Source organism: Bradyrhizobium sp. B097, from assembly GCF_038957035.1.
Lineage (GTDB): Bacteria > Pseudomonadota > Alphaproteobacteria > Rhizobiales > Xanthobacteraceae > Bradyrhizobium.
Genome location: NZ_CP152412.1, coordinates 5,509,009 through 5,523,629, shown reverse-complemented (window position 1 = coordinate 5,523,629; position 14,621 = coordinate 5,509,009). Strand labels below are relative to the sequence as shown.

The 14,621-nt window shown below is 65.7% G+C and carries 4 protein-coding genes; 2 read left to right on the top strand and 2 right to left on the bottom strand.

Annotated elements, in window-relative coordinates:
* Window positions 1-200: 200 nt before the first annotated feature.
* Both AAFG07_RS26015 and AAFG07_RS26010 read left to right on the top strand, forming a co-directional pair.
* Window positions 201-869, top strand: coding sequence for an invasion associated locus B family protein (locus AAFG07_RS26015; protein ID WP_342722683.1), 669 nt, complete (start codon window positions 201-203; stop codon window positions 867-869).
* A gap of 337 nt (window positions 870-1,206) precedes the next feature.
* The gene (locus AAFG07_RS26010; protein ID WP_342722682.1) at window positions 1,207-12,954 is read left to right on the top strand and encodes a hypothetical protein; all 11,748 of its coding nucleotides are present in this window, start codon (window positions 1,207-1,209) and stop codon (window positions 12,952-12,954) included.
* Between the two features lie 114 nt (window positions 12,955-13,068).
* On the opposite strand, the gene AAFG07_RS26005 is transcribed toward AAFG07_RS26010, so the two are convergent.
* Together AAFG07_RS26005 and AAFG07_RS26000 are read right to left on the bottom strand one after the other, a co-directional pair.
* Window positions 13,069-13,782, bottom strand: a complete 714-nt coding sequence (locus AAFG07_RS26005) for a transglycosylase SLT domain-containing protein (protein WP_342722681.1) — start codon at window positions 13,780-13,782, stop codon at window positions 13,069-13,071.
* Window positions 13,783-14,364: 582 nt separating this feature from the next.
* On the bottom strand, window positions 14,365-14,616 hold the full coding sequence (locus AAFG07_RS26000) for a hypothetical protein (protein WP_342722680.1): 252 nt from the start codon (window positions 14,614-14,616) through the stop codon (window positions 14,365-14,367).
* Between the last annotated feature and the right edge of the window lie 5 nt (window positions 14,617-14,621).

The window sequence follows — 14,621 nt, the reverse complement described above, 5'->3', positions numbered from 1 at the left end:
ATTAAGGATCTTCATTGCTGAGCAGTCATCGGCAGCCCTGGCAAGCACGCTCGGATAAATCCCACCAGGATTGACGTCGGGATCGATCTGTCGATCGTTTCGACTCTCCGCTACTCGCTGGCCACGATTTCTCTGTTTACGTCACGGCGCCCGCATGTAAATTTTCTGCATTGGTCGATAATTTTTAATGGGGGGCTTCGATGCGTTCGTTTCCAGCAATGCGCGTCATTCTGTTCGCCGCGCTCTTGGCGATGGCAGCGCAATTGAGTGCCGCTCAGCAAACTCACGCTCAAGCTCCCGTACAGCCGCAGCCCACGCGACCGGCTACGCCGCGATCGCCGGCACCACAACCTTCGGCAGCTCCCGTGGCTCCGGCCGCTTCACCGCAGCCAACTCCGAGCGAAGCTCCACCTGTGAGCTCGCTGCCGCAGAATACGACAGCAACTTTCGGCGATTGGGTGATGCGTTGCAGCCGTATCGATAGCGGCAGCACGACGAATTGCGAGGTTGCTCAGACCTTGCAGGTCCAGGGGCAGGGACCGATTGCCGAGATCGCATTCGGTCGTCCGCCTGGCAATCCATCTGCCGGAATGAGGATCGTGGTCGTGCTACCGAACAATGTGACGTTCGCAGGTCCCGTCCAGATGTCGGTCGACGAAAAAGACAAGGCCGTGGACCTCACATATCGGCGTTGCCTGCCGTCCGGATGTTTCGCCGATACCGAGACGCGTGACGACATTCTTGTGAAATGGCGCGCTCAAACCGGCCGCGGCCGTCTTGCCTTCAAGGATGGCAGCAATCGTGACCTCACACTGCCGTTCTCGTTTCGCGGGCTGGCGCAAGCGTTGGACGCGATGGCGAAGCCGTAGCTGATCCATTTTGGGAACTTGAATGGCCTAAAAGCCACACCGGATGGCCAAACGTGTCTGTCCGTGACGAATTGCGACCTGCTCAGTTGCAGATTATCAGGTTCGCGCGTAGCAATTGTTTCGTTAATTTTCGATGATCGGCTGCAGGTATCCAAGGCGCAGCCGATAGCAAAGTGCCTTTGCCACTCACGACCGTACGACCAAGGTAATTTTATTCGAGGGTAACGTGCGCAACCCAACAGTTTGGGGAGCGGGTACGTCCACGCAAAACTATATTAGCATTCATGTCCCGTGGACGTCGACGCCGCGTAAACTGAAGTTCCGTTGGTCCTTGCCCTTGCGCATTTTGTGCGCGTTGGCGCTGCTGCTCTTCACCGTCATCGATGCGCCGTCGCCTGCATTGGCAGCTTGCCAACAGGATACGCCGGTTGGCGGAACGACCACCTGCTCCGGTGCACCGGCGACTTTCCCGAATGGCGGCGCCAGCCCGGCCGGCGGAAACACGACGCTCGACGTCAACAATCTCGCAGTAAACATCGCGCCGAATGGCGGCACCGCGAGTGCCAACATCTCGGTCGGCGGTGGGAAAGCATCTAACGGAACGAGCCTGCCGATTCACGGAACGAATGGCTCCGGCGGATCGAGCGCGCCAGACGTTGCGGTGAATTTCGTAGGCCCCGGGGCTGGCTTTCAGGCGACCAGCACAAATGCCGCCGGCATCGTGGCGCAAAGCGTCGGACAAGCTGGAGGCGATGGCGGAACCGGCTTCGGCGCGTTGGTCTTGCTCGTGCCGGTTCCTGGTATCGGCGGCAATGGTGGCTCCGGTGGCGACGGCGGCAATGTCACCATCACGACGACCGGCGCCGGATTGATTTCGACAGTAGGCACCAATGCCCACGGCATCCTGGGCCTCAGCGCCGGCGGTGCCGGCGGCGCAGGCGGCAATGGTGACACCTTCGGCTCAGTCGGCGTCGGCGGCGACGGCAAGAACGGCGGAGCGCCGAAATCAGTCACGATCAATAATGTGCTCGACATCGCAACACACGGCGCGGGCGCGGCCGGAATCTGGGCGCAAAGCGTCGGCGCTGCCGGTGGCGCGGCCGGCTCCGCCGATGGTCTCAATATTGCCGGCATCGGCGGCTCGGGCGCAGCGGCCTCTGACGGCGGGACGGTCAAGGTTACGACCGGCGGCACGATCACGACGGTGGGCGACAATGCGTTCGGCATTTTCGCACAGAGCATCGGCGGCTTTGCCGGCTCGGGCGGCGGATCGATCGGTGCGCTTTCATTTGGTGGTAGTTCCTCGAGCGCTGGTAAGGGCGGTTCGGTCTCCGTTACGACAACAAATGGATCGATCGGCACCAACGGAACGGGTGCGTCGGCGATCTACGCGCAGAGCGTCGGCGGTGGCGGCGGTGCGGGCGGCAACGGTGGCGGCGTTGTCGGCTTCGGTGGCAGCGGTTCGACCGGCGGTGCCGGCGGCAACGTCTTTGTCAGCAACAGCGCCACGCTCACCGTTATTGGAAATCAGTCGACAGGTATTTTTGCGCAGTCCGTCGGCGGGGGCGGCGGTACCGGCGGCGTCGGCGTCGGCTTCATTGGCGGCGGCGGCAATGGTGGCGGTGGCAACAATGGCGGAACGGTCGAGGTCCACAATTTCGGCGCCATGACGCTGACGGGAACCGGCTCCTATACCAATGCTTCGAACTCGACGACGGCGGCAGGCATCTTCGCACAGTCGATTGGCGGGGGCGGCGGTGATGGCGGCTTCGCGCTTGGCGCATTGGGCCTCGGCGGTCGCGGCGGCGCTGCCGGCGACGCCATGAAGGTCACGGTAGATAACAACGCCAACATTTCCCAGAACTGCACGTCCTGTATCGCCGCCGATGCGATCTTTGCGCAGTCGATCGGCGGCGGCGGCGGCAACGGTGGCGGGTCGGTCGGTGTCTTCGCGATCGGCGGTGCCGGCGGTGGCGGCGGTTCGGGCGGCGAGGTCGTCGTCGGGTCGAACAACGCCGCGCTGGTGACGCATGGCGATTTCTCGCGCGGCATTCTCGCGCAATCGATCGGAGGCGGCGGCGGCAACGGCGGCTTCGGCGCGGGCCTGATCTCGCTGGGCGGCGATGGCGCCGGCGGCGGCATCGGCAGCGCCGTCACGGTCACTGCGAGCGGCTCGATTCATACTTTTGGCGCCAATTCGGAAGGCATTCTCGCGCAGTCCATCGGCGGCGGCGGCGGCAGCGGCGGTGGCGCGGCCGGGCTTGCGGCGCTTGGCGGCAAGGGCGGTGCGGGCGTCAACGGCAGCGCGGTCACTGTCACCAATTCGGCGACCATCATCACGGAGAAGGATTTCTCGACCGGCATCACGGCACAGTCGATCGGCGGTGGCGGTGGCAACGGTGGGTTCGGCGCGGCAGCGCTGTTCTCGGTTGGCGGCTCGGGTGGTTCAGGCGGCAGCAGCGGCGGCGTCGTCACCGTGACGAACAACGGATCGATCACGACCGGCGGCAATGACGCGGCCGGCATCCTGGCGCAGTCGGTCGGCGGCGGCGGCGGCAATGGTGCCGGTGCGGTCTCCGCAGGCATCTTTATCGGCAATGGTATTGGCGGCAGCGGCGGCGCCGGTGGCAACGCCAACAATGTCTGTGTCAACGCCAATGCAGCCTGCAACTCTATCGGTGCGATCTCGGCAAGTGACATTACTACCAGTGGCGCCCGCTCGTCGGGCATCGTCGCACAATCGATCGGCGGTGGTGGCGGCAACGGCGGATATGCAGTCGCCGTCTCGGTGGGTGTGTTCGGGAGTGAGTCTTTCGCGCTGGGCGGCAAGGGCGGACCTGGCGGCATCTCCGGCAACGTGTTCGTCGGCGCCAATGGCAGCATCACGACGCATGGCGTGAGCTCCAACGGCATTCTCGCGCAATCGATTGGTGGTGGCGGTGGCGATGGCGGATTCGCGGTCTCAGCGACCGGCGGTGCCACCTTCGCCTCTGTTGGATTGGCGTTCGGCGGCAATGGCGGTCATGGCAACGACGCCGCAGCGGTGACCGTTTACAGCACGGCCAACATTACGACGACCAACGACCTCTCCAACGGCATCTTCGCGCAGTCGATCGGAGGCGGCGGCGGCAATGGCGGCTTCTCGATTGCAGGCGCCGCAACCAATGGCGTCGCGGTTGCATTGGACAAGAGCGGCAGCGGGGCCAATGGCGCTGACGGTAAGGCCGTCACCGTGACCAGCATCGGCAACATCTCGACTGGCGTCTCCGGCGGCGCCGGCGCCGGATCGAACGGCATCCTCGCGCAGTCGATCGGTGGGGGCGGCGGCAACGGCGGATTTGCCGGTGCGTTCAGCGGTGCGGGCCTCGCCAGCGTCAATCTCTCGTTTGCATCCAGCGGCGGCACGGGCGGTGCCGGCGGCGTGGTGACCGTCAACAACAACAGCGCTGCCACGGCAAGCAATACGATCGAAACCTGGCAGGCCAACTCGAACGGCATCCTTGCCCAGTCGGTTGGTGGCAAGGGTGGCAATGGCGGCTTCTCGTTGTCGGGCGGCGGTGCCGGCTATGGCGCGGTCAGCGTCGGCCTCGGCGGCGATGGCGGCTCCGGCAGTAACTCCGATGTCGTCACGGTCACGAGTTTTGGCGCGGTCACGACCCATGGCGATCATTCCGATGCGATCGCCGCGCAATCGATCGGCGGTGGCGGCGGCAATGCCGGCTTTGCGATCGCCGCGGCCGGGTCCGGAATGGCGAGCGCCGGCATCAGCCTCGGGGGCACCGGAGGTGCTGGCTCCGACGCCAACACGGCCAAGATCACGTCGACCGGGGCGATCACGACGTCGGGTCTCTCTTCAAATGGCCTGGTGGCGCAGTCGATCGGCGGCGGTGGCGGCAATGGCGGCTTCGCGATTGCGGCCTCCGGCTCTGAAAATGGCGCGCTCTCGCTGGCGTTCGGTGGCGCTGGCGGAAGCGGTGGCATCGCGGGTCTCGCCAGCATCGACTCCACCGGCAATATCACCACTGGCGGTGCGCAGTCCGCAGGCATCCTCGCGCAATCGATCGGTGGCGGTGGCGGCAATGGCGGCTTCGCCGTCAGCGGCACGCTCACGGTCAGTAGCGGCGGCTCGGCGTCGTTTGCGTTCGGTGGCGACGGCGGCGCCGGCTCGAAGGCGGGCGCCGTTCACGTCGGCAGCACCGGCGACATCTTCACGTCGGGGCCGAGCTCGGATGGCATTCTCGCACAGTCGATCGGCGGCTCTGGCGGCAATGGCGGTTTCTCCGGCTCGTTGGCGCTCGCAAGCGGTGCTGCGATCGCGAGCGCGGTCGGCGGCAACGGCGGCTCGTGCACCGGAGGAGGACAATGTAATTCCGGTGGCGCGGTCGATGTGACGAGCACAGGCAACATCACGACCACGAAAGACAGCTCGATGGGCATCTATGCCCAGTCGGTCGGCGGCGGTGGCGGCAATGGCGGCTTCTCCTTGGCCGCTTCGGCGACCATGGACTACAACTCGGTCGGCAAGTCCAAGGGTGGCACTGGCGGCACCGGAGGCACCGGCGGCACTGTAACGGTCACCAGCATTGGTGAGGTGCACACGCAGGGCAGTGAATCGACCGGTATCTTCGCGCAGTCCCTGGGTGGCGGCGGCGGTAATGGCGGTTTTGCGATCGGTGCATCGCTGTCTTACAGCGGTTCGACTGACCTCAACTCGGTCGGCGGCAATGGTGGCACCGGGAACAATTCGAGCAAGGTCACGGTCACGACGCAACAGACGTCAGGGACCGACCTGACCGGCCTTTCGGTGAAAACCGAGAAGGACAATTCGGTCGGCATCCTGGCGCAGTCGATCGGCGGTGGCGGCGGCAATGGTGGCTTTTCGATCGGCGTCAGTCTATCGGCGGGCTCAGACGCCGCCAACAACACGGTCGGCGGCAGCGGGGGCGCCGGTGGCAGCTCCGGCTCGGCCGGCATCCTGATGGTCGACGTCACCAACCACGGTGCTATCAGCACTGCAGGCCGGAATTCCAGCGGCATCGTTGCGCAGTCGATCGGTGGTGGCGGCGGCAATGGCGGCTTCGCGATTGCTGCGACGGCGACCGTGTCGGACTCGAAGGGATCGGCACAGGCGATCGGAGGCAAGGGCGGCGCCAGCAACAATACCAGCGGCGACGTTCACGTCACCAATATCGGGAATATCACCACCGGCGGCGATCTGTCATTTGGCATTCTCGCACAGTCGATCGGGGGCGGCGGTGGCAATGGCGGGTTTGCGATCGCGGGATCGCTCTCGACCAATGGCGCCGGCGTGACCAACGCGACGGGCGGCGATGGCGGCGGCGGCAATGCGGCAGGCAACGTCCTCGTCAAGTCGGATGGCACCATCCTCACCACCGGTAATGGCTCCGGCGGCATCGTCGCGCAGTCGATCGGCGGCGGTGGCGGCAGCGGCGGCTTCTCCGGTGGTATTGCGCTTGGTCTCGGCGGCGATGGCACCACCAACACCATGGGCGGCAAGGGCGGCCTTGGTTCGGACGGCGGAACGGTCACGGTTCAATTGGGGCTGAACGGCTCCGGATCGCTCATCCTGACACTCGGCGACAACGCGGCCGGCATCACCGCGCAATCGATCGGCGGTGGCGGCGGCAATGGCGGCTTCAGTGTCGGCACCGCGTTCAGCTCGAGCGACAAAAGCTCGACCAACACCGTTGGCGGTTCGGGCGGCAACGGTGGCATGGGCAAGGATGTCACGGTCACCAATGCCGCACAGATCATCACGACTGGCTTGCTGTCTCACGGCATTCTCGCTCAGTCGATCGGTGGAGGCGGTGGCAATGGCGGTTTTGCGGTGAGCGGCTCCCTCTCTGTTGGAACCGACTCGGCGGCGAGCACGACGGGCGGCGGCGCAGGCACCGGCCAGAAGGCGGGCAGTGTGACCGTGACGAATTCCGGGGCGATCTCCGTCGGCACGCTGGGTCCGCGTGACGGCACGATCGCTGTTCTGGCGCAGTCGATCGGTGGCGGCGGCGGCACCGGGGGTTTCGCCGGTGGCGTGTCGGTCAGCTCGAACGGCAAGGCGATCAACAACACGACGGGCGGCAATGGCGGCAGCGGTGCGGACGCTAACACCGTCACGGTCACGAACAGCGCCGCATTGTCGGCGAATGGCGCAAACGCCGGCGGCATCGTCGCACAGTCGATTGGTGGCGGCGGCGGCAATGGCGGGTTCTCCCTGGGGGCTGCGGCCTCGTCAGCCAAGGGCGTGAACCAGGGCGTCGGTGGCCAGGGCGGTTCAGCGGGCCTCGCGATGGCCGTCGAAGTCGACAACAATGTTGGGGGCACGATCGACACCAAGGGCGCGTTTGCCCATGGCATCGAAGCCCAATCGATCGGCGGCGGCGGCGGTAATGGCGGCTTCTCGATTGGCGCCGGCCTGTCGTTGAATGGCGATGCTCAATCCACCGTTGGTGGCGGCGGCGCAGGCGCCGGCAGCACCGGCGGCACGGTTACCGTCAAGAATTTCGACACCATCACCACCGACGGCTTCAACGCGCACGGCATCTTCGCGGAATCGATCGGCGGCGGCGGCGGCTCCGGCGGCTTCTCGGTCAGCGCTTCGGTCAGCGCCAACGGCTCCGCGCTCGACAACTCGGTCGGCGGCAATGGCGCCGGCGGCGGCAACGCCATGCTGGTGACGGTCGAGAACTCCGCTAGGATCGTGACCAAGCAGGACAGCTCGATCGGCATCCTGGCACAGTCGATCGGCGGCGGCGGCGGCAGCGGCGCGTTCGGAATCTCGGCGGCGGGATCGACCGCGAATGCCGGCAGCCAGAGCGTTGGCGGCAATGGCGGCACTGCCGGCATCGGCGGCGACGTCACCGTGAACAACCACGCAGGCGGCGTCATCATGACGTCGGGCATGTACTCCTACGGCATCGAGGCGCAATCGATCGGCGGTGGCGGCGGCAACGGCGCGTTTTCGATCGGTGCCGCGGCCTCGCTGAACAACGACTCGAATGCGAAGGTCGGCGGCGGCGCCGGAGGGGCGGCTGGCGGCGCCGGTGTCGTCACCGTCACCAACGACGCCAATATTGGCACGACCGGAAAAGGCGCGCTCGGCATCTTCGCGCAGTCGGTCGGTGGCGGCGGCGGCGCCGGCGGCTTCGCGATCGGCGCCAGCGTCAGCGCTAGCGGTGCGAGCCTCGGCAGCACGCTCGGCGGTTCAGGCGCCGGCGGCGGTGCTGGCAACTCGGTGAACGTCACAAACACCGCGCAGATCGCGACCGCCGGCACCAGCGCGACCGGCATCTTTGCGCAATCGGTTGGCGGCGGCGGCGGTAATGGCGGTTTTGCGATCGGCGGGGGCGTCTCGCAGGCGAAGTCGGCCAGCTCCTCCGTCGGCGGTTCAGGTGGCGGCGGAGGCATCGGTCTTGACGTCACCGTCACCAACACGTCGACCGGGCTCATCTTCACTGACGGTGCGATGGCCCACGGCATCCAGGCGCAGTCGATCGGCGGTGGTGGCGGCAACGGCGGATTTGCAGTCGACGGCACGCTCAATCTCGGCGGCGACGCGAGTTCGACCGTCGGTGGCGGCGCGGGCGGTGGCGGCGGCCTCGCCAGCGCGGTGAAGGTCACCAATGACGGTCAGATCATTACCAACGGCGCCGCATCGATTGGCGTCTTTGCGCAATCGGTGGGCGGGGGCGGTGGTTCGGGCGGTTTCGCCGGCGCGTTCAACGTCGGCAATGGATCGACTCTCACCAACACGGTCGGTGGCTCGGGCGCCGGTGCCGGCAATGGTGGCCAGGTCACGGTCGATAACACCGGTCTGATCCACACCACGAACGATCGCTCGATCGGTGTGCTCGCGCAGTCGATCGGCGGCGGCGGCGGTAATGGCGGCTTCTCGCTGGCCGCCTCGGGATCGGGCGGCAACAGCACGACCACAAGCATCGGCGGTGGTGGCGGTGGCGGAGGCTCGGCCGATCTCGTGTCGGTGACTAATTCGGGTCAGATCGTGACCGAAGGCAAGCTGTCCTACGGCATCTATGCGCAGTCGGTCGGTGGTGGCGGCGGTAATGGCGGCTTCACTGTGGCCGGCACACTCGCGAGCGGCTCGGGTGGCATGGTGTCGAACGTTGGTGGCGGCGGAGGCAACGGCGGCAATGGCGGCGCGGTCACGGTCACCAACACCGGCATCATTGTCGTCAAGGGCGCAGGCTCGGTCGGCGTGCTCGCGCAATCGATCGGCGGCGGTGGCGGTTCGGGCGGATTTGCCGGCGCGCTCAGCCTCACCGGCGGTGGCGGCGGCCAGATGTCGAACAATGTCGGCGGCCATGGTGGTAACGGTGGCGACGGCGGCGATGTAACCGTCAAGAGCACGGGCAGCATCCAGACACTGGCCGACGATTCGGTCAGCGTGCTGGCACAATCGATTGGGGGTGGCGGCGGCAACTCGGCCTGGGCGATCTCGGCTCAGAACGGCGGCGCGCTTGGCGCAGAAGTAAATGTCGGCGGCTCTTCGAACGGAGCGGGTGGCGCCAAGGGCAAGGTGATCGTCGACGTCAGCGGCGGTGTGCTGCTCACCTCGGGTGCGCTGTCCTACGGCATGCTGGCACAATCGATCGGCGGCGGCGGCGGCAATGGTGCGATCTCGGTGCCGGATCCGCTGACGACGATGGGCGGTGGCATCACCGCGATGGTCGGCGCCACGGGCGGCATCAGCGGCAACGGCAATCTTCTGACCACCACCAATGCCAATCCAACGACGACGACAGGCGAAGGCGCAATTGGTCTGATCGGTCAGTCGGTCGGCGGTGGCGGCGGCGCGGACGGCGCCACCGGAGACATTTCCGTTGGTACCGGTGTCGGTGTGCTCAAGGCGATTGCCGGCGGGACCAGCACCAATGGCGGCTCGGGTGCCGCGGTCGCATTCAGTAATACCGGGAACATCATGACCTCGGGCAATCTGGCGGCCGGCGCGGTGGTGCAGTCGATCGGCGGTGGCGGCGGCAACGCGGTCCTGGCATTCGGCGTGGTGACTGGAACGCCGCTGGGGATTGCCCTTACGGCGGGAGGTTCGGAAGGCGCCGTCGGCAATGGCGGGACGGTCAATCTGCCGAGCTTCACGGGGGCTGTCGCAACGTCGGGTGCGCTCGCCGCCGGCCTGATGGCGCAGTCGATCGGTGGCGGCGGCGGCTATGTTGGCTTCACGACACCAACCGGCACCAGCGTGGGCGCCAACGGCGTCAGCTTCGCTGTGGGCGGCCTCGGCGGCGCGGGCGGTCTTGCTCAATCGGTGACCTTCAACGCGGCGCAGACTGTCTCGACGAGCGGTGTCGGTTCAGTCGGCTTGCTCGGCCAGTCGATCGGTGGCGGCGGTGGCTTTGCCGGCTTCTGGAGCGGCGGCAGCCAGAACCCCGCGGTCTCGAGCTTCGTCATCGGTTCGAGCGGCGGCGCCGGCGGCAAGGGCGACGCGGTCAACTTGGGCGCAGGCGGCTCGGTGTTCACGACCGGCACGGGGGCGATCGGTGTGCTCGGGCAGTCGATCGGCGGCGGCGGCGGCGTCGCCGAAGCCTTCGGCGTTGGCTCGTCGGGAGGCGTCAAGATCGGCGCCGGTGGCGGCGCGGCGGGCGATGGCGGCGCGGTCACGATCGCCACGCAACTGGTCTCAACGACCGGCAACGGCGCCCACGCTGTCGTCGCGCAGTCGATCGGCGGCGGCGGCGGTTTGCAGATGGCCTTTGGCTCGGATGGCACAGCGACCGCTTCGGCAGTCACCGGCGGCGCGGGCGGCGGTGGCGGCAATGGCGGCAACGTCAGCGTGACCACGAATGGCGCGATCACGACGACCGGCGCCGGTGCACACGGCATCATCGCGCAGTCGATTGCGGGCGGCGGCGGCATCGTCGGTGGCGGCGCGTTCGCAAATGCGCCCGGCTCGAGCGGACCGTTCGCCGGCAGCGTCGGTGGGGCAGGCGTCGCGGGCGCGGTGACCATCAACGCACAAGCGAATGTTGTCGTGACCGGTGCCGGTTCGACCGCGATCTACGCCCAGTCGGTCAACGCTCTGGGTGTCGGCGGCAACATCGGCATCACGCTCGGCAACGCCGGGCTCGGCACCGCTCAGTCCGTGCTCGGCAGCGGCGACGGTGCAACGACGACCAACGCGGTGACCTTTGTCGGCGGCGCAAACAATACGCTGACGAACTTCGCACTGCTTGCGACGATGGCTGGTATCAACGGCACCGCGGTGAGGGGCGGGATCGGCAACGAGGCGATCACGAGTTTCGGTCACATGATCGGATCGATCGACCTCGGTACCGGCACGAACTCGATCGACAACAAGCCCTACAACAACAACCCGTCGCTGATGGCCGGTGTGTTCGACGCCGGTGCCGTGATCAATCTCGGCGGACCTGCGGCCGGCAACGTCCTGACCAACGAAGGCCTGCTCTCGCCGGGCGCCTTGTTCAACGTCTTGACCACCAACCTGAACGGAAACTTCGTGCAGACCACAGCTGGTTCCTGCGGTGCCTTCGGCCTGCCGACCAGCACCTGCGGGTATTTCGGCGTCGATCTGGATCTGAAGTCTGCCACCGCGGATCGGCTGAACGCGACGGGAACGGCGAATGTCTCTGGCGCTGTCGTGGTCAATATCGGCAATGCGGGTGACGCGACACCGGGCACCAATACACTGACGATCATTTCGGCTGCCGGGGGCGAGACCCATCCGAACCTGGTTGGGCAGGCTCAACAGACCGCTGTTGCGCAGTACTTGCTGGTCTATCCGAATGCGACTGACATTGATCTGAAATACTCGATCGACTACTCGCCCTCCGGCTTGACCCAGAATCAGCATTCTGTCGGCAACGCAGTCAACGCGATCCAGACAGCGCATGTACAGACCTTCCGTCCGATCGCGGCGGCATTGTTCTATCAGCCAACCGTGGACGTGCTGGGTGCGGTGTACGACACGTTGTCGGGCGAAGGCGTGGCCGCAGTCGAGCAGAGCGCGATCTCGGCGAACGACATGTTCCACTCGTCGATCCTGAGCCAGGCCCGGTTCTGGATGTTCGACAATGACCGGAACGATGCCAACAGCCTGACCTTCTATGACGGGGGTCGGATGAGCTACGCGGCGGCGCCCGGCAACGGCTTCCCGAACTACGCGAAATCTCCGGGCCAGCGGACCTGGCGAATCTGGACGACGCTGAACGGAGGCGACTGGCGCTATTCGGGCAATCCGACAATCGGTACGGCGGCTACGTCATCGGCGGGCGGTGGATTCACCAGCGGTCTCGACTATCAGTTCGATCCGACCCTGATGGCAGGTGTCGCGGTCGGATATGGCAAGGCGTGGGTCAAGATACCCGGGCGCGATACCAATGACAGCGTCGAGGGCAGCCACATCGCAGGCTATGCTGCGAAGCGCTTCGACAACGCCTATGTCATGGGCTCGCTCGGCCTGGAATACTTCACCAATACCGAGAGCCGCTTCGCAGCTATCCCGGGCACGGTGTTGCCGCCGCTATTCGGGTCGTCAGTTGCGGCAATTCCGGGATTTGCCGAACATCTGCTCGGGACCTTCAACAGCTACTCCGTCAGCGGCATGTTCGAGGGCGGCTACAAGTACCGCTTCGGCGACTACAATGTGACGCCGCTGGCCGGCCTGAATTTCACGTCGTACTGGATGAATGGCTTCACCGAGAACAACAACGGTGCGCCGAGTTTCATTGGCCTGTCGTTCGCGAGCCGTAACGTCAACTCCGTCCCGACCTTCATCGGCGCACAGCTCGATACCACCCAGTTGCTGGCGAATGGCGGCTCGCTCTACGCTTGGGCGCGTGCCACCTGGGTTCACGAATTCCTGCCGCACCGGACCGTGAACCCGTCGTTCATCGCGGCGCCGGGATTTGACTTCGTCATCGATGGTGCGCTGGCTCCGACTGATCTGGCTCGCATCAATCTCGGCGCGAAGGTCGCGCTCGATCGGAACGTCTCGGTGTCGGCCGATGTGAGAGCAGACCTGTACCGGACGCCGAGCATCGCGGGCTTCATCGGAGCCAAGGTCTCCTGGTGATGAGCCGTTCTGCGGGAGCTTTGTGACGCCTTCCAGCCCCTATTGGTTTCCAAGCCCTATCGCGGGTGCGGAGTTTTGCGGCGAGGCGCTCGTGCGCGGCATGCCACCTCTGGCTCAACTCCCATCGTTTGCCGCAAGCTTCTGAAATTGGCGTTTCATCTCGTTGACCTTCGCAATGTATGCCGCGACGAGGTGGTCGCCGCACTGCTCGCCCGCGGCAGGCCGGAAACCGCGGCGCACAAAGGCCCGTCCGGGGCCGGTGCCGCAGAGATGGATGAGCGCGGCGAGATCCTGCTTCTGCCGGGGACTGGCGGTGTTCTTCGGTGCGGCAGCGAGAACCCTGGCGACGTTGCGGTCCAGGTATATCGCTGCGAGCTCCGTGGCGTGGCTTGGCAGCGTGCGAACATAGAGGCCATTGAACCTGCAGTCCGCGGTGACGACCGCGTGCTGGCGAATGCAATAGCTGTTGGCCTCGGCGAACGCGGGGTCTGTCATCTGATACAGGCCGACGGCGCTCGAGGCGGGCTTGTACATCGCGAGCGGATTCCAGGTCAGTCGCCAGCGCCAATAGGTGCGCGCCACCGGATTGCCGGAGCTCTCGGTCTGGGCCAGCGCAGCCAGGAGCTCGGGGGCGATGGCGTCGGTAGAGGAGGAACGGAAGTGTGCTCCGTACTGTCGCCACGTGTCTGCCGGCTCCTTGTCCAGCGCCGTGCCGACGAAAAAGAACAGCTCGGTCGGCTTGCGGACGATCTGATAGGAGACGTTGGCCAGCGGAAGGAGCGCGACAAGCACCGCACTGACGACCGCAGCCCGCATCGCGGCCGGCATCGCTTCGAGCTTCCGCCACATCTTTCGCGCGGCGGGTCGGCTGCAGGCCAGCGGAATGGCTGGGGTCCAGCCTTGCCGAGCGCGCCTCTTGCGAGCGATTGGCTTGGTGACGGGCAACGAGGACACGGGATCGTCAGCCTTTAACGAACTTCACGCAGCAGGAGCGGAACGGTCGAATGTGGCGAGGAGCTGCTGTCTCGGATTTGCCTGGGTGCGGCTCGTTGCCGCGAGGCTTGTTTGAAGCGCGAACCCACACTGAAATAGAAAGATTGCCAATGTCCTGACGACTAGCCGGGAGCGGGCGTTGCGCCCGTCGAGCAGCACCGACATCGCGCCGATCCCCAAATTCGTATCGAGCAGGCAATATTATACCGCGGCCATGGCCGCGTCGCGGCCGACGCTGGCGCGACAGCGGGAAGGTGACATCTGCTGCAACCTCCGATACAGAGGGTTCGGGGGATGGGGAATGCATCGTCACTGGTTGACCGGCTTTTCTGTTGCCGCGGCCTTCGGTGTTCAACTGAGTTCAGCTGCGGCAGCTGACCTTTGGGAAATCGGCTTCTCGTCGTCTCACGGCAGCGGTCAGTTTCTGATCAATCCGGCAAATTTTGTGATTCCGGTATCGGTCGGATCGCCGAGCTCGTTCTCTATTATCGGGACCAGCATCAGCGTCGACGGCGGCGGCCTTCTGGGCCAGGTCCAGTTCGGTAACGGCAGCGCCTCGGCAGGCTCGTGCACGCCGGCCGAATGCAATGTGACGTTTTCCTCGACGCCGAACGTCGTTCCTGGCTTCGGGACATATATTCCGCTTTTGCAGCTGAATTTCGAGCGCATCTGGG